24 protein-coding genes and 1 tRNA gene are annotated in these 23,822 nt (G+C 73.0%); 17 read left to right on the forward strand and 8 right to left on the reverse strand.

Annotated elements, in window-relative coordinates:
• Positions 1 to 34: 34 nt before the first annotated feature.
• Positions 35 to 2,755, reverse strand: a complete 2,721-nt coding sequence (locus ACFV20_RS04150) for a SpoIIE family protein phosphatase (protein ID WP_385652114.1) — start codon at positions 2,753 to 2,755, stop codon at positions 35 to 37.
• Between the two features lie 257 nt (positions 2,756 to 3,012).
• On the opposite strand from ACFV20_RS04150, the gene ACFV20_RS04155 reads away from it, so the two are divergent.
• Complete coding sequence (locus ACFV20_RS04155) at positions 3,013 to 3,978, forward strand: DUF72 domain-containing protein (RefSeq protein ID WP_385652116.1); 966 nt, start codon at positions 3,013 to 3,015, stop codon at positions 3,976 to 3,978.
• Here the strand turns inward: ACFV20_RS04155 and ACFV20_RS04160 are convergent.
• The 4 genes from ACFV20_RS04160 to ACFV20_RS04175 form a co-directional block, all read right to left on the reverse strand.
• Positions 3,878 to 5,929 carry a copper resistance protein CopC gene (locus ACFV20_RS04160; RefSeq protein WP_385652536.1) on the reverse strand — a complete coding sequence of 684 codons (2,052 nt, stop codon included), beginning with the start codon at positions 5,927 to 5,929 and terminating at the stop codon, positions 3,878 to 3,880. The two genes, ACFV20_RS04155 and ACFV20_RS04160, sit on opposite strands and share 101 nt — an antisense overlap.
• Positions 5,930 to 6,059: 130 nt before the next feature.
• Positions 6,060 to 6,539 carry a cupin domain-containing protein gene (locus ACFV20_RS04165; protein WP_385652119.1) on the reverse strand — a complete coding sequence of 160 codons (480 nt, stop codon included), beginning with the start codon at positions 6,537 to 6,539 and terminating at the stop codon, positions 6,060 to 6,062.
• The gene (locus tag ACFV20_RS04170; protein WP_385652121.1) at positions 6,536 to 7,144 is read right to left on the reverse strand and encodes a GNAT family N-acetyltransferase; all 609 of its coding nucleotides are present in this window, start codon (positions 7,142 to 7,144) and stop codon (positions 6,536 to 6,538) included. Before ACFV20_RS04170 ends, ACFV20_RS04165 begins: the two co-directional genes overlap by 4 nt.
• Positions 7,137 to 9,530: a penicillin acylase family protein gene (locus tag ACFV20_RS04175; RefSeq protein WP_385652122.1), complete on the reverse strand. Its 2,394-nt coding sequence runs from the start codon at positions 9,528 to 9,530 to the stop codon at positions 7,137 to 7,139. The genes ACFV20_RS04170 and ACFV20_RS04175 overlap by 8 nt, the downstream gene beginning before the upstream one ends.
• 81 nt (positions 9,531 to 9,611) lie before the next feature.
• On the opposite strand from ACFV20_RS04175, the gene ACFV20_RS04180 reads away from it, so the two are divergent.
• The 4 genes from ACFV20_RS04180 to ACFV20_RS04195 all read left to right on the forward strand — a co-directional run bounded on the left by ACFV20_RS04180 (position 9,612) and on the right by ACFV20_RS04195 (position 11,609).
• A complete protein-coding gene (locus ACFV20_RS04180) occupies positions 9,612 to 10,334 on the forward strand; it encodes a siderophore-interacting protein (protein WP_385652124.1) in 723 nt (240 codons plus the stop codon).
• Positions 10,335 to 10,370: 36 nt separating this feature from the next.
• A complete protein-coding gene (locus ACFV20_RS04185; protein ID WP_361871186.1) occupies positions 10,371 to 10,964 on the forward strand; it encodes an HhH-GPD-type base excision DNA repair protein in 594 nt (197 codons plus the stop codon).
• An 84-nt stretch (positions 10,965 to 11,048) separates the two neighbouring features.
• Positions 11,049 to 11,387: a hypothetical protein gene (locus ACFV20_RS04190; protein WP_385652126.1), complete on the forward strand. Its 339-nt coding sequence runs from the start codon at positions 11,049 to 11,051 to the stop codon at positions 11,385 to 11,387.
• A gap of 84 nt (positions 11,388 to 11,471) precedes the next feature.
• Entirely contained in the window at positions 11,472 to 11,609 is a 138-nt protein-coding gene (locus ACFV20_RS04195; RefSeq protein ID WP_385652129.1) for a hypothetical protein, read from the forward strand.
• A gap of 263 nt (positions 11,610 to 11,872) precedes the next feature.
• Here ACFV20_RS04195 and ACFV20_RS04200 read toward each other — a convergent pair whose 3' ends face one another.
• The gene (locus ACFV20_RS04200; protein ID WP_385652132.1) at positions 11,873 to 13,462 is read right to left on the reverse strand and encodes a helicase HerA-like domain-containing protein; all 1,590 of its coding nucleotides are present in this window, start codon (positions 13,460 to 13,462) and stop codon (positions 11,873 to 11,875) included.
• A gap of 107 nt (positions 13,463 to 13,569) precedes the next feature.
• Between ACFV20_RS04200 and ACFV20_RS04205 the strand changes: the two genes are divergently transcribed.
• Together ACFV20_RS04205 and ACFV20_RS04210 are read left to right on the forward strand one after the other, a co-directional pair.
• Entirely contained in the window at positions 13,570 to 13,866 is a 297-nt protein-coding gene (locus ACFV20_RS04205; protein ID WP_003999914.1) for a type II toxin-antitoxin system VapB family antitoxin, read from the forward strand.
• A gap of 133 nt (positions 13,867 to 13,999) precedes the next feature.
• A complete protein-coding gene (locus ACFV20_RS04210; RefSeq protein WP_385652538.1) occupies positions 14,000 to 14,617 on the forward strand; it encodes a LytR C-terminal domain-containing protein in 618 nt (205 codons plus the stop codon).
• 13 nt (positions 14,618 to 14,630) lie between these two features.
• Here ACFV20_RS04210 and upp read toward each other — a convergent pair whose 3' ends face one another.
• Positions 14,631 to 15,266 (reverse strand): uracil phosphoribosyltransferase, encoded by a 636-nt coding sequence (upp, locus tag ACFV20_RS04215; RefSeq protein WP_234848532.1) that lies wholly within the window; start codon positions 15,264 to 15,266, stop codon positions 14,631 to 14,633.
• 132 nt (positions 15,267 to 15,398) lie between these two features.
• Between upp and ACFV20_RS04220 the strand changes: the two genes are divergently transcribed.
• The 8 genes from ACFV20_RS04220 to ACFV20_RS04255 all read left to right on the forward strand — a co-directional run bounded on the left by ACFV20_RS04220 (position 15,399) and on the right by ACFV20_RS04255 (position 20,010).
• Complete coding sequence (locus ACFV20_RS04220) at positions 15,399 to 15,632, forward strand: hypothetical protein (protein ID WP_385652134.1); 234 nt, start codon at positions 15,399 to 15,401, stop codon at positions 15,630 to 15,632.
• Positions 15,633 to 15,908: 276 nt separating this feature from the next.
• Positions 15,909 to 16,457 (forward strand): hypothetical protein, encoded by a 549-nt coding sequence (locus ACFV20_RS04225; protein ID WP_385652539.1) that lies wholly within the window; start codon positions 15,909 to 15,911, stop codon positions 16,455 to 16,457.
• A gap of 62 nt (positions 16,458 to 16,519) precedes the next feature.
• Positions 16,520 to 16,951 (forward strand): tRNA adenosine(34) deaminase TadA, encoded by a 432-nt coding sequence (tadA, locus tag ACFV20_RS04230; RefSeq protein WP_385652137.1) that lies wholly within the window; start codon positions 16,520 to 16,522, stop codon positions 16,949 to 16,951.
• A 45-nt stretch (positions 16,952 to 16,996) separates the two neighbouring features.
• A tRNA-Ser gene (locus ACFV20_RS04235) sits at positions 16,997 to 17,081 on the forward strand.
• A gap of 116 nt (positions 17,082 to 17,197) precedes the next feature.
• Positions 17,198 to 17,374 carry a hypothetical protein gene (locus tag ACFV20_RS04240; protein ID WP_366715726.1) on the forward strand — a complete coding sequence of 59 codons (177 nt, stop codon included), beginning with the start codon at positions 17,198 to 17,200 and terminating at the stop codon, positions 17,372 to 17,374.
• Positions 17,374 to 17,667 (forward strand): Dabb family protein, encoded by a 294-nt coding sequence (locus ACFV20_RS04245; protein ID WP_385652141.1) that lies wholly within the window; start codon positions 17,374 to 17,376, stop codon positions 17,665 to 17,667. The genes ACFV20_RS04240 and ACFV20_RS04245 overlap by 1 nt, the downstream gene beginning before the upstream one ends.
• A gap of 350 nt (positions 17,668 to 18,017) precedes the next feature.
• Positions 18,018 to 18,839 (forward strand): RNA polymerase sigma factor SigF, encoded by an 822-nt coding sequence (locus tag ACFV20_RS04250; RefSeq protein WP_385652143.1) that lies wholly within the window; start codon positions 18,018 to 18,020, stop codon positions 18,837 to 18,839.
• A gap of 268 nt (positions 18,840 to 19,107) precedes the next feature.
• Positions 19,108 to 20,010, forward strand: coding sequence for an RNA polymerase sigma factor SigF (locus ACFV20_RS04255; RefSeq protein WP_385652146.1), 903 nt, complete (start codon positions 19,108 to 19,110; stop codon positions 20,008 to 20,010).
• A gap of 319 nt (positions 20,011 to 20,329) precedes the next feature.
• Here the strand turns inward: ACFV20_RS04255 and ACFV20_RS04260 are convergent, their stop codons facing one another.
• The gene (locus ACFV20_RS04260; RefSeq protein ID WP_385652149.1) at positions 20,330 to 20,527 is read right to left on the reverse strand and encodes a hypothetical protein; all 198 of its coding nucleotides are present in this window, start codon (positions 20,525 to 20,527) and stop codon (positions 20,330 to 20,332) included.
• A gap of 215 nt (positions 20,528 to 20,742) precedes the next feature.
• Here ACFV20_RS04260 and ACFV20_RS04265 point away from each other — a divergent pair, with 215 nt between their 5' ends.
• Together ACFV20_RS04265 and ACFV20_RS04270 are read left to right on the forward strand one after the other, a co-directional pair.
• Positions 20,743 to 21,231, forward strand: a complete 489-nt coding sequence (locus ACFV20_RS04265) for a MarR family transcriptional regulator (protein ID WP_366715735.1) — start codon at positions 20,743 to 20,745, stop codon at positions 21,229 to 21,231.
• Between the two features lie 13 nt (positions 21,232 to 21,244).
• Positions 21,245 to 23,794: an MFS transporter gene (locus ACFV20_RS04270; protein WP_385652153.1), complete on the forward strand. Its 2,550-nt coding sequence runs from the start codon at positions 21,245 to 21,247 to the stop codon at positions 23,792 to 23,794.
• The last annotated feature ends 28 nt before the right edge of the window (positions 23,795 to 23,822 follow it).

Below are 23,822 nucleotides of genomic sequence, written 5' to 3' on the forward strand. Positions count from 1 at the left end.
GTGGGACGCGGGTGCGCTCATCGGCGGTGGCTCCTCACGCGAGGGACAGGTTCTGTTCCGCCCAGATGGTCTTGCCGGTGCCGCTCTGGCGGGTGCCCCAGCGGTGGGTCAGCTGGGCGACGAGCAGCAGGCCCCGGCCGCCCTCGTCGTACGTGCGGGCGCGCCGCAGGTGGGGAGCGGTGCTGCCGCCGTCGGAGACCTCGCAGATCAGGGTCGAGTCGTGGATCAGGCGCAGCTGCACCGGTGGCTGGGCGTGCCGGATGGCGTTGGTGACCAGCTCGCTGACGACCAGTTCCGTGACGAACACGGCGTCGGACAGGCCCCACCGCTCCAGTTGCGCCACCACGTCCTTGCGGGTCTGCGCGACCGCGGACGGGTCCGAGGGCACCGACCAGGTGGCGACCTGCCGCTCGTCGAGCGCGCGGGTACGGGCGATGAGCAGGGCCACGTCGTCGGCCGGCCGTGGCGGCAGCAGGTCGGCGAGGACCGTGTCGCACAGGGCGTCCAGCGAGGAGGCCGGGCGGGCCAGGGCCTGCCGCAGCCGGTCGACGCCGGTGTCGAGGTCCCGGTCGGGGGTCTCGATCAGGCCGTTGGTGTACAGGGCGAGCAGGCTGCCCTCGGGGACGACGACCTCGGTCGACTCGTACGGCAGGCCGCCCACGCCGAGCGGCGGCGCGGCCGGGAGCCCCACCAGTTCGACGGTGCCCTCGGGGCTCACCACGGCGGGCGCGGGATGCCCGGCCCCGGCGAAGCAGCAGCGCCGGGTGACGGGGTCGTACACGGCGTACAGGCAGGTGGCCCCCAGATCGCCGGCGGTTTCGGCGGAACCGGCGGGAACGGCGGCGGCGGTTTCGGCGGAGCCCGCGGGACCGGCGGCGGCGGCTTCGGTGGAGCCCGCGCGACCGGCGGCGGCGGCTTCGGCGGAGCCCGCGCGACCGGCGGCGGCCTCGGCGGAGCCCGCGTCCGCTTGCTCGGCGACGACCGGCCTGGCGGTGTCCGCGGTGGTCTCCGCGGTGTCCGCGGTGGTCTCCGCGGTGTCCGCGGTGGTCTCCGCGGTGTCCGCGGTGTCCGTCGTCCGCCGGTCGGGGGCGTCGTCCTCCTCCGTGTTCAGGCGGGCGACCAGGTCGTCGAGGTGGGTCAGCAGCTCGTCGCAGGGCAGGTCGATGTCGGCCAGGGTGCGGACCGCCGTGCGCAGCCGCCCCATGGTCGCCGACGCGACCAGCCCGTGGCCGACCACGTCCCCGACGACCAGCGCGACCCGCGCCCCCGAGAGCGGGATGACGTCGAACCAGTCCCCGCCCACCCCGGCGTGCCCGCCCGCCGGGAGGTAGCGGGAGGCGACCTCCACGGCGGCCTGCCGGGGCAGCCGCCGCGGCAGCAGGCTGCGCTGGAGCGTGACCGCGGTGGCGCGTTCGCGGGTGTAGCGGCGGGCGTTGTCGATGCTGACCGCGGCCCGGGCCACCAGTTCCCCGGCCAGGACCAGGTCGTCGTGCCGGAAGGGCTCCTGGGTGCGGTGCCGGGCGAGGAAGGCGACGCCCAGGGTGGTGCCCCGGGCGGCCAGGGGCACGGCCATCACGGAGTGGATGCCGAACGCGCGGACCCGGGCCGCGCGCGCCGGGTCGCGGGCCAGCCAGGCGGTGAACGCCGGGTCGGTCACCTCGTGCAGGGCGGGCCGTCCGGTGCGCAGGCTCTCGAAGGGCATGGAGCCCGGCGGGTAGGCGTCCACCGCGCCGGTCGCGACGACCGATTCCGGGGCGCCCGGGGTCACCGACCGCAGGGCGGCCCGGCGCAGCAGCAGCGGCCCGTCCGCAGGGACCGCCCGGACAGGCGGCTCGGGTGCGTCGTCCAGTGCGGCCAGCAGGTCGACGGCGGCGAAGTCGGCGAGGACCGGGACGGTGACGTCCGTCAGTTCCTGGGCCGTGCGCGTCACGTCGAGCGTGCTGCCGATGCGCCGGCCCGCCTCGGCGATCAGTTGCAGGCGCTTGCGGGCCCAGAACTGCTCCGTCATGTCGTGCGCCGACAGGCAGACGCCCCGGATGGTGCCCTCGTGGTCGCGCAGCGCGGACAGGAAGACCGACCAGGCGTGCTCGTGGCTCTCGCCGGGGGCGCGCAGGTAGTTCTCCTCGTACTGCGGCTCGCCGGTGCGCAGGACCCGGGCCATGCCGAGTTCCGCGCGCCGGCCGGCGTCGTCGTCGATGATCTCGGACACGCGCAGGCCCCGCATCTCCTCCTCGGTGAGTGCGGTGGCGCGTTCCATGTCCGCGTTGGCCCTGCGCAGCCGCAGCCGGGTGTCGTAGATCGCCTGGGCGCAGCACGGGGACTGGGTGAAGCTCCAGCTCACGAGGGATTCGTCGAGAGCGGACGGTGGCCGGCGGCCGGTCAGGGCGGACAGGACGAGCCAGGCCGGGCCGTCGGCGCCGGGGGGCCGGTGGTGGGCGAGGATCCCGACCGTCAGCGTCCGGCCGTCCCGGTGCCGCAGCGCGACGTCGCCGTTCCAGCGGGGCAGTCCGGCCAGGGTGGGCAGGCCGCCGCGCACCGGGATCGGCTCGGCCAGCAGGTCCGCGGCCCGGCGGCCGGTCAACTGCCCTGCCGTGTAGCCGAGGAGCCGCTCGGCGCCCTCGTTCCAGCCGGTCACGAGGCCGTGTTCGTCGAGGGTGACACGGGCCGTGAGCGAGGCGCCGACGAGGGTTTCGAGGGCTTCCGGTTCTGTTCCGGACGACCGGGTGGCCCGGTCGGCGGTGACGGGCTGCTCCATGATGGGTCATCTCACTCTCGCGGGAATCAGCCGTAACCCCGGATATGCACAGATATCAACCTGGTTACCCCGATTGCGCCGGGTCTCACCGCACCGCCCCGTCACGACCCGAACCCGCCGCAGCCCGTCACGACCCGAACCCGCCGTCGCCCCGTCGGGGCGACCGAACCCACCACCGCCCGTCGGGGCGACCGAACCCACCACCGCCCGTCGAGAACGCGGGCCTGCCGCCGCCCCGCCCGGGTAACCGCTCCCCCATGGGTCAGATCCTGGTGGGCACGTGTTCCTGGACCGACCGGGCACTGGTCGGCAGCGGCTGGTATCCCCCCGGCCGGCGGGATGCCGAGGGCCGGTTACGGCACTACGCGGAGCGGTTCGGTGTCGTCGAGGTCGACGCCTCCTACTACGCGCTGCCCGGCGAGCGGAACAGCCGGCTGTGGGCCGAGCGGACACCGGACGGCTTCGTCTTCGACGTGAAGGCGTTCTCGCTGCTCACCGGGCATCCCACCCGGCAGGCGGTGATGCCCGAGGGGCTGCCGGCCGAGCACCGGGACCCGGCGGTGCTCGACCGGGTGTGGGACCGGTTCACGGCGGGGATCGAGCCGCTGCGGGCGGCCGGGCGGCTCGGCAGCGTGCTGTTCCAGTTCCCGCCCTGGTTCCGGCCCGGGCAGCGGGCGCAGACGTTCCTGCGGGAGTGCGCCGAGCGGACCGCGGGCTGGCCGCTCGCCGTGGAGTTCCGGCACCCCTCCTGGTGGGAGCCGGGACAGGCCGAGGCGACGGGTGCGCTGCTCGCCGGGCACGGCATGGCCGCGGTCGCCGTCGACATGACGCAGACGCTCGCGTCCTCCGTGCCGCCCGTCACCCCGGTGACCTCGCCCCGGCTGTCCGTCGTGCGGTTCCACGGCCGCAGCACCGCCTGGGGGACCGGCAGCAAGGAGGACCGGTTCCGGTACGCGTACGGCGAGGAGGAACTCGCCGAGTGGCTGCCCCGCGTGCGGCGGCTGGCCGAGCGGACCGAGCAGGTCCACGTCCTGTTCAACAACTGCTGCGGCGACGCCGCCGTCCGCGCTGCCGAGGCCATGACCCAGCTCCTGGACCGGGATGCCCCGGCGGCACGGCTCCCTAGGGCGCGATCCGCACCCGGCGCTCCACCGACACCTGGTCCACGTCCGACACCCGCACGGTCGTCTTCATCGTCCAGTCCCCGGCGAGCGGCAGGTTGACGGAGTTGGTGCTCCAGTAGCCGCCCTGGTCGGTGAGTTCGGCGTCGATCGGGCCGACCTTCTTCGAGGGCAGGCTGAAGGTGATGCGGACCTCGGGGACGACGATCAGGCCCTTGTCGGAGCCGGCGACCACGGCCTGGATGCCGTTCTCGCCGACGCGGGCCGGGTCGAGGGTGACCTGGACCGTGCCGCGTCCGCTCACGGATGCCGTGCCGGTGTCGTAGGGCACGTTGACCAGGGTGGTGGGCGGCAGCGTCCCCGCCGGGGCCTGCCGGGCCGCCTCGGCCTCGGCACGGGCCGGGAGGGTCCCCGTGAGCACGGTGGTGATCATCAGCACCACCGCCGCGACGGCGACCTCCACCAGGACGGACCGGCGCAGCAGGCGCCGCGCGTCCTGACCGGCTCCGGGGGCGGGAGGCTCCTGCGCTTCGCTGTCCGCGGAAGGCCCCTGCGCTCCCTCGTCCGGCGTGTCCGGTTCCCCGGTGCCCAGGCCCTCCGCCGGTTCCCCTGTGCCCATGCCCTCCGCCGGTACGCCGGTGCCGCTGCCCTCCGCCGGTTCGCCGGTGCCCCTGCCCTCGGACGGTTCCCCGGTGCCCCGGCCCTGCGCGGTTGCCCCGACCGGCTCCAGGACCCGCTCCTGGACGGCGGCCGCCCGGGTGACGGCCGCGGGGGCCGCGATCTGTGCCGTCCAGCGCCGTGAGTACCGGGCCGCCAGCAGCAGCACGACCACCCCGGCCAGTTTGGCGAGCAGCAGCCGGCCGTACGACGTGCCGGACAGCGCGGACAGGGAGCCGAGGCCGCGCCAGGACTGGTAGAGGCCCGTGACGGCCAGCACGGTCACCGCCGCGAAGGCGATCCGGGAGAAGCGGGGGACGACCACGGCCATGTCGCCCGCCACACCGCCCGTCACACCGCGCGCCACACCGCGCGCCACACCGCGCGCCAGACCGCCCGCCTCTGCGCCCGTCTCTGCGCCCGTCTCTGCGCCCGTCTCTGCGCCCGCCGCGCCGTCGCCGGATGAGCGGCGCAGGGTCAGCAGCAGTGCCACCAGGCCGCCGAGCCAGACGCCCGTCGCCAGCAGGTGCAGCACGGACGACGTCATCGCCAGCGGCACCTGGATCCCGGCGGAGGCGTGCTCGGCCGCCGCCCAGGTCAGGGCCAGGGCGATCGCCAGGGCGGTGCCGGTGGCCAGGGCGAGGGGCCGCTGCCCGGCGTCCCGGCGCCTGGACAGCCACATCAGGAAGGCCGCGGTCAGCAGGAGGACGGCCAGCCGGGCGAGCAGGGCCTGGCCCGGGCGGCCGGTCACGGTACGGCCGAGGGCGGCGGCGTCGAACGCGGCGCCCGGGCCGGTGCCCGCCTCGTACGGGGCCCGCAGCAGGAGCAGGACGACCGTCGAGCCCAGCAGTGTCCACCAGGCCGCCACCAGCGGCCGGCGCAGGGCGGAGGTGTCCGCGGGCCGGCAGAGCAGGGCGAACGCGGCCAGGCCGACCAGCAGCGCACCGGCGAGGTAGGCGAGGTAGCGGGCGGCGTCGTTGAGGCCGCCGGTGAGCGGGTCCTCGGTCGGGCCCGTGTCGATCGGGGAGGTGGTCGCGGAACGCTTGCCCACGGATAAGGAGAAGGCGCCGGAGACGGGGTGGCTGTCGGCGGAGACCACCCGCCAGGCCACCGTGTACGTGCCCTGGGCGAGCTTGCGGGGCAGGCCGATCCGGGCGGTGTCGGAGCGGCCGTCCGCGTGCGTGGCCTCCCCGGTGTGGACCCGGCGCTGATCGGGGCTGAAGATCCGGAAGGAGTCGTCGAGCAGCCCCACGGACTCGGTGAAGGTCAGGGTGACATGACGGGGGGCCTTCCCGACGAGGGACCCGTCTTCGGGGTCGGTGCCGCGGAGCGCGGCGTGGGCGGAGGCGGGGGCCGCTCCGGCGAGGAGCAGGGCCAGCACGGTGCCGAGCAGCACCAGGGCCCGCAACCGCCGAGGGCGTCCGGCATGGCGATCCGCGTTGCGCCGTTGGTCCACGTGGGTCTCCGGGGTCGGGCTGTACGGCTACGAGAGGAGTACGGACGGGATCGGTGCAGTGCTCACCGGCTCAGGGGGCGGACCTCGCCAGTCCCGCGATCTTGTCGGCCGCCGCCGGGTAGCGCGCCGTCAGCTCCGCGGCGTCCCCGTGCTCGTAGCCGTCGAAGGTGAAGCCGGGCGCCATCGTGCAGCCGAACAGGGTCCACTGCCCGTCCCCGCGCACCCTGCCGCCCATCCACGTGCCCGCGGGGACCGTGCACTGGACGTGCTGTCCGTGCAGGACGTCCGGTCCGAGCACCACCGTCCTCGCGGTGCCGTCCGGGGCGAGCAGCAGCAGTTCCAGGGGATCGCCCCGGTAGAAGTGCCAGATCTCGTCCGTCGGCAGGCGGTGGAGGGCGGAGAAGTCGTCCGCCGTCAGCAGCGCGACGATCGCCGTGCCCTCCGGCCTGCCGTCGGGGCGCTCGGGACCGGCCCAGGTCTGGCGGAACAGGCCGCCTTCGCTCGGGATCGGTTCGAGGCCGTAGTGGGCGATGAGCTCCTCCGGGGTCACGCGGGGAACATTATCTCCCGGTCCAGGAAAGCGAGCTGGGCCTTCTTCTCCGGCAGGTACACGTCCGGCAGGTCGACCTCGGGCAGCACCACCACCGGCCCGGGGGTGAAACCGAGCTTGAGGAAACGGGCGATCGCCTTCCCGTTGCGCACGTCCGGGTCGACCACGATCCGCCGGCGGCCCAGGCCGGGCAGGACGTAGCCGGCGATGGCGGTCACCAACCGGGCGGTCCAGCCGCGCTGTCCGCCGCCCGGGCCCGCGGGAGCGAGGAGCAGGTGGACGCCGATGTCACCGGGGCGGACCTCGTAGCACTCGCTCACACGGTCGGCCTCCGGCTCGTAGGTCTGCAGGAGCGCGACCGGCTCGCCGTCCCGGACGACGAGGTGGGCGTGGTGGGTGTCGAGCGTGGCCATGTGGGCGTAGACGTCCGCGATCTGGCGTTCGGTCAGGTCGGTCATGCCCCAGAAGACGGCCCGCTCCTCGCCGGCCCAGCGGTGGATCACGGCGGCGTCGGCGCCGGGGTCCAGCGGCAGGACGCGGACGGTGCCGAAGCCGCCGGTCACCTCCTCGTGGACGCAGGGGCGGGAGGCGTACGGGTCAGACATCGGTTTCCTTCGTCAGCAGGGCCCAGTCGGTGACGACCGGGACGAGGTCTCCCGCGAGCCACAGCGGGAGCTGGTCGCGGTGGTGGGGCGAGCCGGGGACGCCCGAGGCGCCGAGCGGTACCACCCAGCGGCTGTCCTGACGCCGGGCCAGGTCCCAGACGTACCGGGCGGCCGGGCCCCGGGCGGCGCGGTCGGTGAGGCCCGGCACGCCCGAGGTGCACAGCACGCAGTCGTGGTCGCCGGACAGCCCCGGCTCGTCGGAGGGCTGCTCCGGCTCCAGGGCCCGCCAGGGCGCGAGGCGGTGGGTGTCGCCCCAGACCCCGGCCGGCGGCCGCAGCGCCACCTCCTCGAGCGCCGCGCGGACGGCCGCCGGACGGTCGATGCCGTACAGCTCCTCGGCCCGCAGCAGGTGTTCGAGCGCGAACCCGACCCGGGGGACGAGGGCGAGCCAGGGCCGGAACACCTCCGGGTACGCCGGCGCGGTGGTGAGCGCGGCGAACGCCGGGTGCGCCGCGAGACGCCGTACGACCGCTCCGCGCACGGCGGCGTAGAGGGCCGCGTCGGCGCTGCCGGCGTCCATGCGGCGGTCCCAGCGCAGGAGCCGGGCCCGGAGGGCGGCGGCCTCGGGGGTGAGGCCGTCGAGGGCGTCGAGGCGGTCCAGGAGGGCGGACGCGGAGGCCAGGTGGGTGTCGGTGTGCAGGGCGGGCATGTCGGCGGCGGACCAGCGCTCCCGGCCCGCGAGCAGCGCGGCGATGCGGTCGGCGCGGTGCGGCGGGGCGAACTCGACGCCGAGGGGTTCGGCCGGGCCGCGCTGGTTGGCCATGACGGCGACGCCGTCGGTGAGTCCGGCGCGCGGTGCCTCGTGCCAGCCGTGCCACTCGTGGCCGGGCTCCCACGCGGGCACCAGGCGCAGCCGGTTGGCCTCGGCGCGCAGCGGCACCCGCCCGGCCACGCGGTGCAGGACACCGCCCTCGGTGTCGGCGGCCTGCACGACGTTGACCGGCTCGGCCCAGCGGTCGAAGGCCCGGTCCACGTCGCCGACCCGCCGGGCCCGCAACAGCGGCAGCAGAGCGCTGAAGCCGAGGTCGCCGGTGACGCGGGGCGGGTAGCGCAGGCTGATCGCCACGGGCGGGGCGACGGTGCCGTCGTCGGGGCCCTCGGGGGCACCGCCGTGGCCCTCCGGACCGGCGTCGAGACCCTCGTGACCACCGCCGTGGCCCTCCGGACGGGCGTCGAGACCCTCGTGACCACCGCCGTGGCCCTCCGGACGGGCGTCGAGACCCTCGTGACCACCGCCGAGACCCTCAAGGCCGCCGTCGAGACCTTCCGGGCCACCGCCGAGACCCTCAAGGCCGCCGTCGAGACCCTCCGGGCCACCGCCGAGACCCTCCAGGCCGCCGTCGAGACCCTCCGGACCACCATCGAAACCCTCAAGGCGACCATCCAGACCCTCCGGACCACCGCCGAGCCCCTCCGGACCGCCGATGATCAGCGGGCCCCGGGCGGTCTCGATCACCTCGACCTCGACCGGCTCCTCGCCCGCCACCTCGATCGTCTCGGTGTGCCGGGACGCCCGCCGCCAGATCCCGTCCGGGCCGAGGGCCTCCACCCCGGCGCCCGTACGGCGCAGCCGCTCCCGGTAGAGGTCCTGGTAGTCGGCCATGGCGTTGGTGATGGCCCAGGCGACCGTGCCGGTGTGCCCGAAGTGGGCGATGCCGGGGACACCGGGGACGGCCAGGCCCACGACGTCGAACTCGGGGCAGGACAGGTGGATCTGCTGGTAGACGCCCGGGTCCTCGATCCAGCGGTGGGGGTCGCCGGCGATGACGGCCTGCCCGGTGACGGTCCGCTCGCCGCCGACCAGCCAGCCGTTGCTGCCGGAGGTGCCGGGGCCGTCGGCGGCGAAGAGGCCGACGGCGTCGGTGTCCAGGCGCGCGGCGACCTGCTCGCGCCAGAGCTTGGCCGGGAACCCGGCGAACAGGATGTGGGTGGCGAGCCAGACGCCGAGGGGGGTCCAGGGCTCCCAGCGGCCGGGGGCGAGACCGGTGCGGGCGAACTCGGGTGCGGTGGCGTCCGCGAGCCCCTCGTTGACCCCGTCGACGTAGGCCCGCATCCAGCGCGCCGTCCCGGGGTCCCGTCTCTCCAGGTCCGCGAAGCAGCGTCCGGCGGTGTCGTCGAGCCGGGCCCGCCGCGCGAACCGGTCCCAGTCCAGGGCGCTCGCGCCGAGGAAGGACGCCGAGGTGCCCCGCGCCCGGTGGCGCTCGACCTCCAGCTGCCAGGCCCGGTCGCGGGCGGTCACGAGGCCCTGCGCCCGGGCGAGTTCGACCGCGCTGTCCGCCCGCAGATGCGGGATGCCCCAGGCGTCACGGTAGATCTCGACGGTCACGCTGTACCCCCTGTGTCCTTTAGGTTAGCCTTGCCTAAGTCAAAGCTGTGGCCGGAATCGTACGCGAAGGGCTGAAACGCGATGGGGCAGGGGCGGGGTTGGGAGGGCGCGGTCCTCAAACTGCTGCGCGGCAAGGACTTCGAGTTCACGGTGACGGAGGCCGAGGACGTCACCCCGCGCTACCGGCGGCTGCGCTTCACCGACGGCGGTCTGCTGGCCGCGACCGGCGTGCACCCCACCATGTGGGTACGGCTGTGGTTCGACAACGCGGGCAAGCCGCACCAGCGGGCCTACACCCTGGTCGACCCCGACGCCGAGGCCGGCACCTTCGCCCTGGAGTTCGCCCTGCACGAGGGCTGCGCCAGCGACTGGGCCAGGGCGGCGAAGCCGGGCGACACCATCGAGGCGACCGTCCAGGGCACCGGCTTCGAGCACCCGAACCCCGCCCCCTCGCACGTCTTCGCCGTCGGCGACCCCGCCTCGCTGCCGGCCATCAACTCCCTCCTGGACGCCCTGGGTTCCGCACCCGCCACCGTCTGGTTCGAGGGCGGCGACGACGCCCTGCCCTTCCGCACCGACCCGGACCGGCACGAGCTGCGCGCGGTGCCCCGCCGGGACTCCGGCGGCCACCTGGTCGACCGGGTCAAGGCGGACCTGCCCGGCCTGCTGGAGGGCACGGCCGACCCCTACGTCTGGATCGCCTGCGACACCGCGACGACCCGGACCCTCGCGGCGTACGTCCGCAAGGAGCTGGGGCTGCCCAAGCAGCGGGTGCACGCGCTGGGCTACTGGCGGGCGACCTGAGCAGCGGCCGGGCCCGGCCCGGGGGATGATCGGGGCATGGACGTCACCCTTCACCTCGCCCAGGATCCCGAGGCCGACGCGCTGCTCGGCCGCAGCCCGCTCGCCGCGCTGGTCGGCATGCTGCTGGACCAGCAGGTGCCCATGGAGTGGGCGTTCAAGGGCCCGGCGACGATCGCCCGGCGCCTCGGCACGGACGACCTGGACGCGCACGAGATCGCCGCGCACGAGCCGGAGGCCTTCGCCGCGCTGCTGTCCGAGAAGCCCGCCGTGCACCGCTACCCGGGCTCCATGGCCAAGCGGATCCAGCAGCTGTGCCAGTACCTCGTCGAGCACTACGACGGTGACGCCGAGGCCGTCTGGAAGGACGTCGGCACCGGCAAGGAGCTGCTGAAACGCCTCGCCGAACTGCCCGGCTTCGGCAAGCAGAAGGCCCAGATCTTCCTGGCCCTGCTGGGCAAGCAGCTCGGAGTACGGCCCACGGGCTGGCGAGAGGCCGCCGGCTCCTACGGCGAGCCGGACTCCTTCCGCTCGGTCGCCGACATCACGGGCCCGGAGTCACTGGTCAAGGTCCGTGCGCACAAGCAGGAGATGAAGGCGGCGGCGAAGGCGGCGAAGGCAGCCGGCAAATAGGCCCGACCCGGCCGCATGGTCCGTGCGGGCGGATCTCGCGGCCGGTGCGATGAGCGGCGTGGCCGCCGCGGGGAGTCATCACCTGTGACCCCCGCACGGCAGCCGGTCCCCCGCGCCCCGCGCCGGCATCCCTGGCTGCGGGTGCTCGTCCTGCTGCTCGCCCTCCTCGTGCCGGGCACCCACGCCGAGGCCCAGACCGGGGCGACGGCCCCCGTTCCCGCGGAGCACACCACCGTCGAGTGCGACCTCCTCGACACCGCCCCGCGCCCGGCGCCCCGGGGCGCGCGCCGCGTCACCGACCCACCGCCCCCCGCGCCACCGACCGACCCCGTTCCCGCGCCCCCCGCGCCGCGCTCCGCACCTGTACCACCGAGGCCGCCGAGCGACCCTCGCCCCCTGCGTTCCGAGGTCCTGCGCTGCTGACCGGACCGGCCACGACCCGGCCCGTCCGTCCCGCAGAAGCGACCCGACCAGGAACGACGACCAGGAACGACGAGGAAACCAGTCATGCTCCGAGACCCGTACGCGGTCCTGCGCGCCCTCCTGCGCGCGGAAGCCGCCCGCAGCGCCCCCAAGCCACCCTCGCGGCCGGACACGCGGAAGCCGCCGCAGCCCCCGAAGGAGAGAGGCGAACACCGCGGCTGACCCACGACACGGCGGAGGCACGTCGAAACGCCTCCGCCGTCCCCACACCTGCCCCTCCCGACGCACCCGCCGTCCCCACACCTGCCCCTCCCGACGCACCCGCCGTCCCCACACCTGCCCGTCCCGACACACCCGCCGTTCTCAAACCTGCCCGTCCCGACGCACCTGCCCGTCCCGACGCCTCCGCCGTCTCGCGCCCCCTCCTGACGGCTCCGCCGTTCCGCACCCCGTCCTGGCGCCTCCGCCGTCCGGCACCTGCCCCCCTAGCGCCTGCGCCGCCCCGAGCGTCGTGCCGTGCCGAACAGCGACCGTGTGATCTCCCGTCCGATCTGCGTCCCCACCGACCGGGCCAGGGACTGGAACAGCGCGCTCCCGGCCCCCTGCTGCGCGGTGGACGGCCGTCCTTCCTCCTCCGGGGCGGCGTCCCGCATCTCGTCGGGCCCCTTCGCGCCCCGCCCACGCTCCAGCCGCTCGTACGCCGACTCGCGGTCCACGGCCCGCGCGTACCGCCCGTGCAGCGGCGACCCCGCGACCGTCCGCTCCAGGTCCCCCTGCCCGAGCGGCCCCATCAGCGACTCGGGCGCCCGCAGCCGGGTCGCGGCGACCGGGGTCGGCGCGCCCTTCTCGCTCAGCACGGTCACGACCGCCTCCCCCGTCCCCAGACCGGTCAGCACCTCTTCGAGGTCGTAGGGCGACTTCGGGAAGGTCCGCACGGTCGCGGTCAGGGCCTTCTCGTCGTCCGGGGTGAAGGCCCGCAGCGCGTGCTGGACCCGGTTGCCCAGCTGGGCGAGGACGTCGGCGGGCAGGTCCTTCGGGGTCTGCGTCACGAAGAACACCCCGACCCCTTTCGAGCGAATCAGGCGCACGGTCCGCGTGATCGACTCCAGGAACGCCTCGGAGGCGTCGTCGAAGAGCAGGTGCGCCTCGTCGAGGAAGAACACCAGCCGGGGCTTGTCGGTATCGCCGACCTCGGGCAGGTCGTGGAACAGGTCGGCGAGCAGCCACATGAGGAACGTCGAGAACAATCGCGGCCGGTCCTGCACGGCGCTCAGTTCCAGGACCGAGACGATGCCGCGTCCGTCATCGTCCGTCCGCAGCAGCTCGCCCGTGTCGAACTCCGGCTCCCCGAAGAACCCGGACGCGCCCTGGGCCTCGAAGGCGGTGAGGGAGCGCAGGATCACCCCGGCCGTGGCCGCCGAGAGCCCGCCGACGGCCTTCAGCTCCGGCCGGCCCTCGTCCGAGGTCAGGAAGGTCACGACCGCCCTGAGGTCCTTGAGGTCGATCAGCTCCAGGCCTTTGCTGTCGGCGTAGTGGAAGATCAGCGCGAGGGACTCCTCCTGGGTCCGGTTCAGGCGCAGCACCTTGGACAGCAGCAGCGGCCCGAACGCCGTGACCGTGGCCCGCACGGGGACGCCGCGCCCGATACCGCCGAGGGCGAAGTACTCGGCCGGGAAACCGGTGGCCGTCCAGCGCTGCTGCACGTCCGCGGCCCGGCCCTCGACCCGGGCGTCCGGGCGGCCCGGCGCGGCGATCCCGGAGAGATCGCCCTTGACGTCGGCGAGGAAGACCGGCACGCCCTGGGCGGACAGCTGCTCCGCGATCAGCTGGAGCGTCTTGGTCTTGCCGGTGCCGGTGGCGCCGGCGACCAGCCCGTGGCGGCTGAGCATCGCCAGCGGCACCCGGACGTGCGCGTCCGGCAGGCACTGCCCGTCCCACAGCAGGGCGCCCAGGTGCAGGGCCGGGCCCGAGAAGGCGTAGCCGGAGGCGATCCGCAGGGCCTCCTGGGGAAGGGCGGCGGCACGCCCGGACACCTCCGGGGCGGCGGTCGGCGGCATGGTCTCGCGGTCCGGCATGTTCACGCCCCTGTTCCGGGTTCATACCGCCTTGTCCGGGTTTTTTTCAGCGTCGCACCTGGGCGCCATGGCTGCGCCCGGAAGGTCTTGACCGGTAGGCTTTCCGTGTGATCTTCAAGCGCATCGGAAACGGCCGGCCGTACCCCGACCACGGCCGGGAAAGCACCCGGCAGTGGGCGGACGTCGCGCCGCGCCCGGTCCGCCTCGATCAGCTCGTGACGACCAAGGGTCAGCTCGATCTGGAAACACTGCTCGCCGAGGACTCGACGTTCTACGGCGACCTCTTCGCGCACGTCGTGAAGTGGCAGGGCGACCTGTACCTGGAGGACGGGCTGCACCGCGCGGTGCGGGCGGCGCTCCAGCAGCGTCAGGTGCTGCACGCCCGCGTGCTCGAGCTGGACTGACCCTCCGCCGCGGCAGCGGGTTGGCCCTTTCGGGTTCGTCTGATCCGTCTGGACGATGTCGAATGATCATCTAGTAGGCATCGTCGCCCGGGCGCACTACGCTGCGCTCATGAGCATGCTGACTCCCCCCGGCATGGGCGGCAAGTACCGCATCACGGGCAACAAGTACCCCAAGATGCGCCGGCCCCGGCGGCGCGGCAGGCTCGTCGTCCTGACCGTCGCGTCCGTGGTCGTCCTCGGCGTGGGCGGCTGGGGCACGCTGCAGCTCATCGACGTCTTCACCGGCGGCGGCAGAGAAGCTTCGGCGGCCGGTGACGGGACGGACTGCGGCGTCACGACCAAGGCGAGCCCCTCGCCCAGCGCCAAACCCCTGCCGCAGCCGCGCACGATCACCGTCAACGTGCTCAACGCGACCACGCGCGGCGGTCTGGCGAAGAAGACCGCCGACGAGCTCAAGAAGCGCGGCTTCAAGATCGGCGAGGTCGGCAACGCGACCAAGCAGTACGACAAGAAGGTCAAGGGCACCGGTCTGCTGCTCGGCCCCGCCGCCGCGCTCGACACCTCGCTGCCCGTGCTCGGCACCCAGCTCCCGGGCGCCGAACGGCGTACCGAGGCGGCCCGCAAGGGCGCTGCCGTCGACCTCGTCATCGGGGACGGCTTCAAGGCGCTGGCGAAAAAGCCGGACGCCGACCGGGCTCTGACCGCACTGGCCAGGCCCGAGCCGGCGCCCAAGTCGAAGAAGGGGTGCTGAGGGGCCGTCCGGCCTACTCGGCGGCCCCGTACATCCGGTCCCCCGCGTCCCCGAGGCCCGGCACGATGTAGCCGTGCTCGTTGAGCCGTTCGTCGACCGACGCGGTCACGACCGTCACCGGCGTGCCCGCCAGCTCCCGCTCCATGATCTCGACGCCCTCCGGTGCGGCCAGCAGCACCACGGCGGTCACGTCGTCGGCGCCGCGCCGGATCAGCTCCCGGATCGCCGCGACCAGCGTGCCGCCGGTGGCGAGCATCGGGTCGAGCACGTACACCTGACGCCCCGACAGGTCCTCCGGCATGCGCGTCGCGTACGTGGAGGCCTCCAGGGTCTCCTCGTTGCGGATCATGCCGAGGAAGCCCACCTCGGCGGTCGGCAGCAGCCGGACCATGCCGTCCAGCATGCCGAGCCCGGCCCGCAGGATCGGCACCACCAGCGGACGGGGGTGGGAGAGCTTGACGCCCGTGGTCTGCGCGACCGGCGTCTGGATGTCGACCTGTTCGGTGCGCACGTCCCGCGTGGCCTCGTAGGCGAGCAGGGTGACCAGCTCGTCGGCGAGACGGCGGAAGGTCGCGGAGTCGGTGCGCTGGTCGCGCAGCGTGGTGAGCTTGTGGGCGACCAGAGGGTGGTCGACGACGTGGAGACGCATGTCCACCACAGTAACCGGGCGGGATGCCCCGGCCCGCACGGCAAGCCCGCCGTACGGCCGTCACCCGGACGCTGGCGTCAAACCGCCCGTCCGGGGGAAGGTGGAAAGGACGGACTGGGGGTGGTGAACCTGATGCCCGACCGGAAATTCCGAGACGATCCGTTGCCGCGCACCTGGCCAGGGACGGGCCCGACGCCCGGCCGGCCGGACGGGACCGACGAGTCCGACGCCGAGCGGCGCCGCCGTCGTGCCCGCTTCCTGCGCGACCTGGCCGAGGCCCGGGCGCTGCGCGACCGCGTCCAGCCGCGCCGCGCCAAGACGGCCCGGCTGCGGCACGCGATGCGCATGCGCACCTTCCGCTGGTAGGGAACCGGTGAGGAAACCTCCGGCAAAGATCACGAACCGCGCGGAGGTTGTCGCGGGTGACCGTGCGTGCGGCAGGGCAAATCCGCGTACGATCCGCAGGTGGCGGCAACGAGCGTGCGAGCAGAACTGCCGGACACAGGGAACCGAAGACGTCCCCTGAACGCCTTGTTTCTGCCACGATTCCGAGTGGGTGGGGCTCGGACGAGCACTCCCCGCCCGTAACCTCCGCCGGGGGGACCTCCAACCGGCACGCCTATGACCAGTGGGAGAGTCACGGTGTACTTCGCCGCACTGCTCGCGCGCACCGAAGACGGGTGGGAAGCGAGCGACACAGAGCTCGACGATGTGGAAACCCTGTCGGATCTCGCCGACCTGGCCCGTGAAGCCTCCCCCGACGAGGACACGGTGCTCGTGCTCATCGAGCAGGAGGACGCCTGGTTCGGCGTCGTCCGCGTGGACGGCGAGGAGGACCCTCGCATCTATGTGTCGGACGCCGCCGCCGCTGCCCGCAGCAGCTACGGCGAGATCCTGCTCACCGACGAACTGCTCGGCCGGGATCCCGGCGACGACGGCTCCACCGACCTCGACGCCCTCGACCTCGACGGCACCGAGGACGGTGAGTCCGACGAGGACGACGACGACACCGAGGGCGGTGCCGGGGCCACCGGCTCCGCCGAGGCCGTGCCGCACGGCCCGGTCGGCGACGCGCAGATCCTCGACGACCTCGGCGTCAGCGAGAAGGAGCTGCGGCTGATGTCGACGGACGCCGTCACCGAGATCGCCGAGTCCCTGGGCGCCTCCGAGACCCTGGAGGCCGTCCGCTGACCGGTCGTACCGGCGTGGGCGCGGGAGTCCCGGATCCCGTCCGGGACCCCTGGCGGCCCGCGATGCGACGCGCCCTGGACGAGGCCGCCGAGGCCGTCCGGGGCGGGGACGTCCCCGTCGGCGCCGTCGTCCTGGCCCCGGACGGCGCGACCGTGCTCGCGGCCGGGCACAACGAACGCGAGGCGGGCGGCGATCCGACGGCCCACGCGGAGCTCCTCGCGCTGCGGCGGGCCGCGGCCGCCCTCGGCGGGTGGCGGCTGACCGGCTGCACCCTCGTGGTCACGCTGGAGCCCTGCACGATGTGCGCGGGCGCGATCCAGCAGTCCCGCGTCGACCGGCTCGTCTACGGTGCCCGCGACGAGAAGGCCGGAGCGGCCGGCTCCCTCTGGGACCTCCTCCGCGACCGGCGGCTCAACCACCGGCCCGAAGTGATCGAGGGCGTGCTCGCCGAGGAGTGCGCCGAGCTGCTCACGGCGTTCTTCCGCGACCGCTGAATACCGATTTCAGAGCACGCGGCTCCTTGCTGTAAGGTCTCCCTCGGTAGCGTGTCCGAGCGGCCGAAGGAGCTCGCCTCGAAAGCGAGTGTGGCGCAAGTCACCGAGGGTTCAAATCCCTCCGCTACCGCTTCGGAAGGGTCCCGTCGTCAGGCGGGGCCCTTCGTGCGATCTGCCTCTTCGAGTGATCCATCCTTCGTGCGATCATGTGCGCTGCATGGGACACCAGTGACAGGGGAGGCCGCGATGGCGGTGAACGCCAAGAAGGTCGCCGTCTACGCCGTCGTGGTCTTCGCGCTGTACGTGATCATCACGGACCCGGCCAAGGCCGCCGACTACGTGCAGATAGGCTTCCAGGGCATTTCGGACGCCGCGAAGGCCCTCGGCGACTTCGCCACCTGGGTCGCCAACGGAGGAAAGTGATGATCCGCCACCTGGTGCTCTTCAAGCTCAACAAGGGCGTCGAGCGCGACGACCCCCGCGTCGTGCAGGGCGTCGAGGCCTTCCGCGCGCTCGGCGACACCATCCCGGAGCTGCGCCACTGGGAGCTCGGCTGGAACGTCAGCGACCGTCCCATCGCGTACGACTTCGCCATCAACTCGGCCTGCGACGACGCGGACGCGCTGCGGCGGTACGTGGAGCACCCGGACCACCAGGCGGGGGTCGCGCTGTGGCGGGAGTTCGCCACGTGGGTGATCGCGGACTACGAGTTCTGACCGTTCCGAACCCCACCGCTCCGGGCCCCCTGTCGCTGCGACAGGGGGCTCTTGTGTGGCGTGAGTTGATTTGTGCGGTGTTCATCCCTCAACACGTAGTTATGGGGTGCTTGCACACAGTGCACATGTCTTGTGATGCTATGACCGCTTTTGATGGAAGAGTTGACGGATGAGTTGACGATGACGAGGTGGAGTTGACCGTGCTGGCCAGTACCGCACCTCAGGCACCGTCCCCTCCAGCGCCGGCTCCCCAAGCACCGCCCCCTCATCAGGGGCCCGCTCCGCAGGCACCGGCTCCGCAAGGGCCCGCTCCTCAGGCGCAGGCTCCTCAGGGAGCCCCCGCTCAGGCCGTGCCCGCCGAAGCAGCTCCGGCCGCTTCGACCGCTCCGGCCGGGCCGCAGCGGAGCAGCCGTGGGGCCGATACCCGGGCGCTCACCCAGGTCCTCTTCGCACAGCTCAAGGAGCTCCAGCCGGGCACGCCGGAGCACGACCGCGTGCGCGGGGCGCTCATCGAGGCGAACCTCCCGCTCGTGCGCTACGCGGCCGCCCGGTTCCGCTCCCGCAACGAGCCGATGGAGGACGTCGTCCAGGTCGGCACGATCGGGCTCATCAACGCCATCGACCGGTTCGACCCGGACCGGGGCGTGCAGTTCCCGACGTTCGCCATGCCGACCGTCGTCGGCGAGATCAAGCGGTACTTCCGCGACAACGTCCGCACGGTGCACGTACCGCGCCGGCTGCACGAGCTGTGGGTGCAGGTCAACAGCGCGACGGAGGACCTGACGACCTCCTTCGGCCGGACCCCGACGACCGCCGAGATCGCCGAGCGGCTGCGCATCACCGAGGACGAGGTGCTGTCCTGCATCGAGGCCGGGCGGTCGTACCACGCGACCTCCCTGGAGGCCGCGCAGGAGGGCGACGGCCTGCCGGGACTGCTGGACCGGCTCGGCTACGAGGATCCCGCGCTGGACGGCGTGGAGCACCGCGACCTCGTACGGCACCTGCTCGTCCAGCTGCCCGAGCGGGAGCAGCGGATCCTGCTGCTGCGGTACTACAGCAACCTCACGCAGTCGCAGATCTCGGCGGAGCTCGGCGTCTCGCAGATGCACGTGTCGCGGCTACTGGCGCGTAGCTTCCAGCGGTTGCGGTCTGCGAACCGCATCGACGCGTAACCGCAAACACGGGCGAGAGGTCACCGTCGGGAGGGAATCGCTCATCAGGGCGGTTGCCGACAGTTGAGAGCCGATAAGCCGTCAGACCCCTTGTTTGCAGGGCGTATTCGCGCCTCAGATGTCGACATGTCACTACAGCGTGTTGCCGACATGTGACATTCTGCGGGAAGCGCGTTTGCCGGAGCTCCGGCTCCGGTATTCAGGTGAAGGCTGCGTTCCTCAAGCGGGGGCGTTCGCCGCGACCGTCCCGCGACCCAAAGGGGGTGGCATGTCCGCAGAACAGGGCAGCTCGAAGGTGCTCACGCTCGCGGAGAGCGAGTCAGCTCCCCATGCTCTCGACTCACTCGGCTCCATCGATGACGTGCCGGCCCTCGCGGCCGAGCCCGTTCCGGTCCTTCCGGCTGCGGGCGCCATCGACACCCGCACCCTGTCCCGCTCCCTGTTCCTGCGGCTGGCCGCGCTCGACGAGGACAGCCCCGAACGTGCGTACGTCCGTGACACGCTGATCGAGCTGAACCTGCCGCTCGTGCGCTACGCCGCCGCGCGGTTCCGGTCGCGCAACGAGCCGATGGAGGACATCGTCCAGGTCGGCACCATCGGGCTGATCAAGGCGATCGACCGGTTCGACTGCGAACGGGGCGTGGAGTTCCCGACGTTCGCGATGCCGACGGTGGTCGGGGAGATCAAGCGGTTCTTCCGGGACACGTCCTGGTCGGTGCGGGTGCCGCGGCGGCTGCAGGAGCTGCGGCTCGCGCTGACCAAGGCGAGTGACGAGCTCTCGCAGAAGCTGGACCGGTCGCCGACGGTGACCGAACTGGCCGCCGTGCTCGGGGTGTCCGAGGAGGACGTCGTCGACGGGCTGGCGGTGGGGAACGCGTACACCGCGTCCTCGCTGGACTCGCCGGCGCCGGAGGACGACGGTGGCGAGGGGTCGCTGGCGGACCGGCTGGGGTACGAGGACACCGCGCTGGAGGGTGTGGAGTACCGGGAGTCCCTGAAGCCGCTGCTGGCGAAGCTGCCCCCTCGGGAGCGGCGGATCATCATGCTGCGGTTCTTCGCGAACATGACGCAGTCGCAGATCGGCGAGGAGGTCGGCATCTCGCAGATGCACGTCTCCCGGCTGCTGACCCGGACGCTGGCGCAGCTGCGGGACGGCCTGATCTCGGACTGACCGGGTTCTGGGCGGGGAGGGCAGGACCGAGCAGGACAGTCCGGGCAGGACAGTTCCGGGCAGGGCAGGACCGAGGAGGGCTGGGGCGCGGTCGTTCGGGCCGCGCCGTGCGCCTGCGCCCATCGCCGGGTGGTGGGTCGGGGACGTGTCGGGGGGTGTCCGTCCTCGGAACGGCGCGATGGGGTTGCGTGCCGACTGACTGTTCGTTGACGCGCCAACCGCTGCGGGCGGACACCCCCGACCCGTCCCCTTCTCGCCGTGCGCGGGCGCGGGTGCGTGGGGGCTTCCGCCCCCGCTGCGGGCAGTCGTGCCGTACGTCCTACGACAGTGCCAGCCACGCCACCGCCGCGACGATCGCCACGGCGGCGACCACGCCGAGGATGACGCCGAGGCGCGGGCCGCTGCTGGTGGATGCCGCTGCCTGACGGCCCTGCGGGGCCTCGTCGACGAACGCGCGGAACATCTGGGTGCTGCCGGCGGGGTCGTGATTGCCCTGCGGGGCCTGGTTGTTAGCCATGGCCCGAGACCCTAGCGAAAACGGCGGGGCTCCCCAAGTGGGGGTTGAGGTTCCGTTTGGGTTCGAGTGACCCCTACCGACGGGCTCGCCACCAGCGCGTTTACTCTCGCAATACTTGCCTTTGCCAACTTTTTGTACCACACCCCCCGCTTTTATTTGCCTGCAGCAACCAACAGCTCCTATGGTTGCCCTAAGCAACGAAAGCGGGAGGTGTCATGGCCGAAAAGGCGCAGTACGAGGAGCTGGTCCGCCAGTTCAGCGCCTTCGGTGCCGTGAAGCGGGAGCTCGGCCGGATCATGCCCGCCGAATGCCCCGGCGGGTCGGCAGCCGTTCTGACGCTGCTGGGCCGCCACGGCGACATGCGCATGAGCAAGCTCGCCGAACTGCTGGCGGTGGACATGTCGGTCACCAGCCGCCACGTCGCGCACGTCGTGGACCGGGGCTGGATCGAACGCTCCCCCGACCCGGCGGACAAACGCTCACGCATCCTGCGCCTCACACCCGCGGGCCACGCACAGCTCGACGAGCTGTCCCGGCGGACCACCGAAGTCCTCGCCGAGCGCCTGAGCGACTGGACCGACGAGGAGGTCGGCCAGCTCACGGACCTCATGGCCCGGCTGCGGGAGAGCTTCGACTGCCGGCCCGGGACCCGGGCCGCGCCGGCCGCTTTCGATCAGACCACCCGTACACCCGCAAGCACGTAAGAAAAGGAAGCCCATGGCAACGACCACACCAGCCGGTGTGCGGGCTCATGCCAAGCACGGGGGAGGCTCCCACGGCTCCTCCGGTGACGGCGCTCCGATGACGCACCGGCAGATCATGGAGGCCCTCACCGGCCTTCTGCTCGGCATGTTCGTCGCGATCCTGTCGTCGACGATCGTCTCCAACGCCCTGCCCCGCATCATCGGCGACCTCGGCGGTGGCCAGAGCGCGTACACCTGGGTCGTCACCGCGTCCCTGCTGACGATGACCGCCTCCACCCCGCTGTGGGGCAAGCTCGCCGACCTGTTCTCCAAGAAGCTGCTGATCCAGCTCGCGCTGGTGGTGTTCGTCCTGGGGTCGGCCGCGGCCGGCATGTCGCAGAACCCGGGCATGCTCATCACGTTCCGCGCCGTGCAGGGCATCGGCATGGGCGGTCTGTCCGCCCTGGCCCAGATCATCATGGCGGCGATGATCTCGCCGCGGGAGCGCGGGCGTTACAACGGCTACCTCGGTGCCGTCTTCGCCACCGCCATGGTCGGCGGTCCGCTGGTCGGCGGTGTCATCACCGACACCGACTGGCTCGGCTGGCGCTGGTGCTTCTACGTCGGCGTGCCCTTCGCCGTGATCGCCCTGATCGTGCTGCAGAAGACCCTGCACCTGCCCGTGGTGAAGCGGAAGGTCAAGGTCGACTGGGCCGGCGCCTTCTTCATCACCGCGGCCGTCTGCCTGCTGCTCATCTGGGTGACCTTCGCCGGTGACAAGTACGACTGGATCTCCTGGCAGACCTACGCGATGGTCGGCGGCTCCGTGGTGCTGCTGGCGCTGTTCGTCCTCGTCGAGGCGAAGGCAAGCGAGCCGATCATCCCGCTGCGGCTGTTCCGCAACCGCACCATCACGCTGGCCTCCGTGGCCTCCCTGTTCGTCGGTGTCGCGATGTTCTCCGGCACCGTCTTCTTCAGCCAGTACTTCCAGCTGGCGCGGGACAAGTCCCCGACGATGTCGGGCGTCATGACCATCCCGATGATCGCGGGTCTCTTCGTCTCCTCCACCGTCTCCGGGCAGATCATCACCCGGACCGGCCGCTGGAAGGGCTGGCTGCTGGGCGGCGGTGTGCTGGTGACGGCCGGACTCGGGCTGCTGGGCACGATCCGCTACGACACCGAGTACTGGCACATAGCGATCTTCATGGCTCTGATGGGCCTCGGCATCGGCATGATGATGCAGAACCTGGTGCTCTGCACGCAGAACCAGGTGGAGCCGGGCGACCTGGGCGCCGCCAGCTCCACGGTGACCTTCTTCCGGTCCCTGGGCGGTGCCGTCGGCGTCTCGGCGCTGGGCGCGGTCCTGGGCAACAAGATCACCGATTACGTCAAGGACGGCCTGGCCGACCTCGGTGCGAAGGGCGCGGCCCTCGGTCACGCCGGTACCGGCGGTGGCGGCATCCCCGACCTGGACGCCATGCCCGCGCCGATCCGCACCGTCGTGGAGAGCGCCTACGGCCACGGCGTCGCGGACGTCTTCCTCTACTCGGCCCCGATGGCGCTGCTCGCCCTGCTGGTGTCGCTGTTCATCAAGGAGGTCCCGCTGAGGACCAAGGGCGGACTGGCGCAGGCCAGCGACTCCGAGACGCCTGCCGTGGCTCCCGCCGAGGCGGTCACCGTCGAGACTCCCGCCGCGGAGAAGGCCGCGCCGAGCTGGGCCGTGTCCGACACCGAGGCCGCCGACGGCACCGGGCCCGAGGGCACGCGGCGACTTGCCGCCGTCGCCACGGCGGAGCGTCCGGAGGAGACCTCCGGTGGTGTTCCCGGCGTCCCCGTCCGCGGGTTCGTGCGCGGCAACGAGTCCGCGCCCGTACCGCAGGCCGCGGTCACGCTGATCTCGCTGGCCGGGCGCCAGCTGGGCCGGTCCGTGGCACAGGCCGACGGCTCGTACGCGGTGGACGCCCCGGGCGCCGGCTCGTACGTCCTGATCGCCTCCGCCGACGGCTTCCAGCCGCAGGCCTCCACGGTCGTGGTGAACGGCGAGCCGGTCGCCTACGACATCCTGCTCAGCGGCACCAGCGGGCTGACCGGCCTGGTGCGTTCCGCCGAGGGCGGGCAGCCCGTCAAGGACGCCATGGTCATCGTGACGGATGTGCGCGGGGACCTGCTGGCCAACGGCATCACGGGTGAGCAGGGCGAGTTCTCCTTCGCCGAGCTGGTGCCGGGTGCGGTGACCGTCGCGGTGAACGCCGCCGGGTACCGGCCGCGCGCCCTGCCCGTCGAGGTCGCCGGTACCGGTGTCACCCGGATCGAGATCGACCTGGACGCGGGCGCCCGTGTCCAGGGTGTCGTCCGCGCCCCGCACGGGCCGCTGGCCGACGCCCGGGTGACCCTGGTCGACCAGGCGGGCAACGTCGTCGGCTCGGCCACGACCGGGGCGGACGGGGCGTACGCCTTCACCGACCTGGACGGCGGCGAGTACACCGTGATCGCCACGGGCTACCCGCCGGTGGCCACCGCCCTGACGGTCACGGGCCCCGGCACCGACGCCCACGACATCGAACTCGCCCACCCCGGCGAGTAGCCACGACCCCGGCCCGTGACAGGGGGGC

This window comes from Streptomyces sp. NPDC059696 (assembly GCF_042733745.1).
GTDB lineage: Bacteria > Actinomycetota > Actinomycetes > Streptomycetales > Streptomycetaceae > Streptomyces.

Excerpts from the sequence above, each read along its gene's own strand:
- ACFV20_RS04150 (WP_385652114.1), bottom strand. The coding sequence starts at position 2,755 with ATGGAGCAGCCCGTCACCGCCGACCGGGCCACCCGGTCGTCCGGAACA.
- ACFV20_RS04155 (WP_385652116.1), top strand. The coding sequence starts at position 3,013 with ATGGGTCAGATCCTGGTGGGCACGTGTTCCTGGACCGACCGGGCACTG.
- ACFV20_RS04170 (WP_385652121.1), bottom strand. The coding sequence starts at position 7,144 with ATGTCTGACCCGTACGCCTCCCGCCCCTGCGTCCACGAGGAGGTGACC.
- ACFV20_RS04180 (WP_385652124.1), top strand. The coding sequence starts at position 9,612 with ATGGGGCAGGGGCGGGGTTGGGAGGGCGCGGTCCTCAAACTGCTGCGC.
- ACFV20_RS04185 (WP_361871186.1), top strand. The coding sequence starts at position 10,371 with ATGGACGTCACCCTTCACCTCGCCCAGGATCCCGAGGCCGACGCGCTG.
- ACFV20_RS04195 (WP_385652129.1), top strand. The coding sequence starts at position 11,472 with ATGCTCCGAGACCCGTACGCGGTCCTGCGCGCCCTCCTGCGCGCGGAA.
- ACFV20_RS04200 (WP_385652132.1), bottom strand. The coding sequence starts at position 13,462 with ATGCCGGACCGCGAGACCATGCCGCCGACCGCCGCCCCGGAGGTGTCC.
- ACFV20_RS04210 (WP_385652538.1), top strand. The coding sequence starts at position 14,000 with ATGGGCGGCAAGTACCGCATCACGGGCAACAAGTACCCCAAGATGCGC.
- upp (WP_234848532.1), bottom strand. The coding sequence starts at position 15,266 with ATGCGTCTCCACGTCGTCGACCACCCTCTGGTCGCCCACAAGCTCACC.
- ACFV20_RS04220 (WP_385652134.1), top strand. The coding sequence starts at position 15,399 with ATGCCCGACCGGAAATTCCGAGACGATCCGTTGCCGCGCACCTGGCCA.
- tadA (WP_385652137.1), top strand. The coding sequence starts at position 16,520 with ATGCGACGCGCCCTGGACGAGGCCGCCGAGGCCGTCCGGGGCGGGGAC.
- ACFV20_RS04240 (WP_366715726.1), top strand. The coding sequence starts at position 17,198 with ATGGCGGTGAACGCCAAGAAGGTCGCCGTCTACGCCGTCGTGGTCTTC.
- ACFV20_RS04245 (WP_385652141.1), top strand. The coding sequence starts at position 17,374 with ATGATCCGCCACCTGGTGCTCTTCAAGCTCAACAAGGGCGTCGAGCGC.
- ACFV20_RS04255 (WP_385652146.1), top strand. The coding sequence starts at position 19,108 with ATGTCCGCAGAACAGGGCAGCTCGAAGGTGCTCACGCTCGCGGAGAGC.
- ACFV20_RS04260 (WP_385652149.1), bottom strand. The coding sequence starts at position 20,527 with ATGGCTAACAACCAGGCCCCGCAGGGCAATCACGACCCCGCCGGCAGC.
- ACFV20_RS04265 (WP_366715735.1), top strand. The coding sequence starts at position 20,743 with ATGGCCGAAAAGGCGCAGTACGAGGAGCTGGTCCGCCAGTTCAGCGCC.
- ACFV20_RS04270 (WP_385652153.1), top strand. The coding sequence starts at position 21,245 with ATGGCAACGACCACACCAGCCGGTGTGCGGGCTCATGCCAAGCACGGG.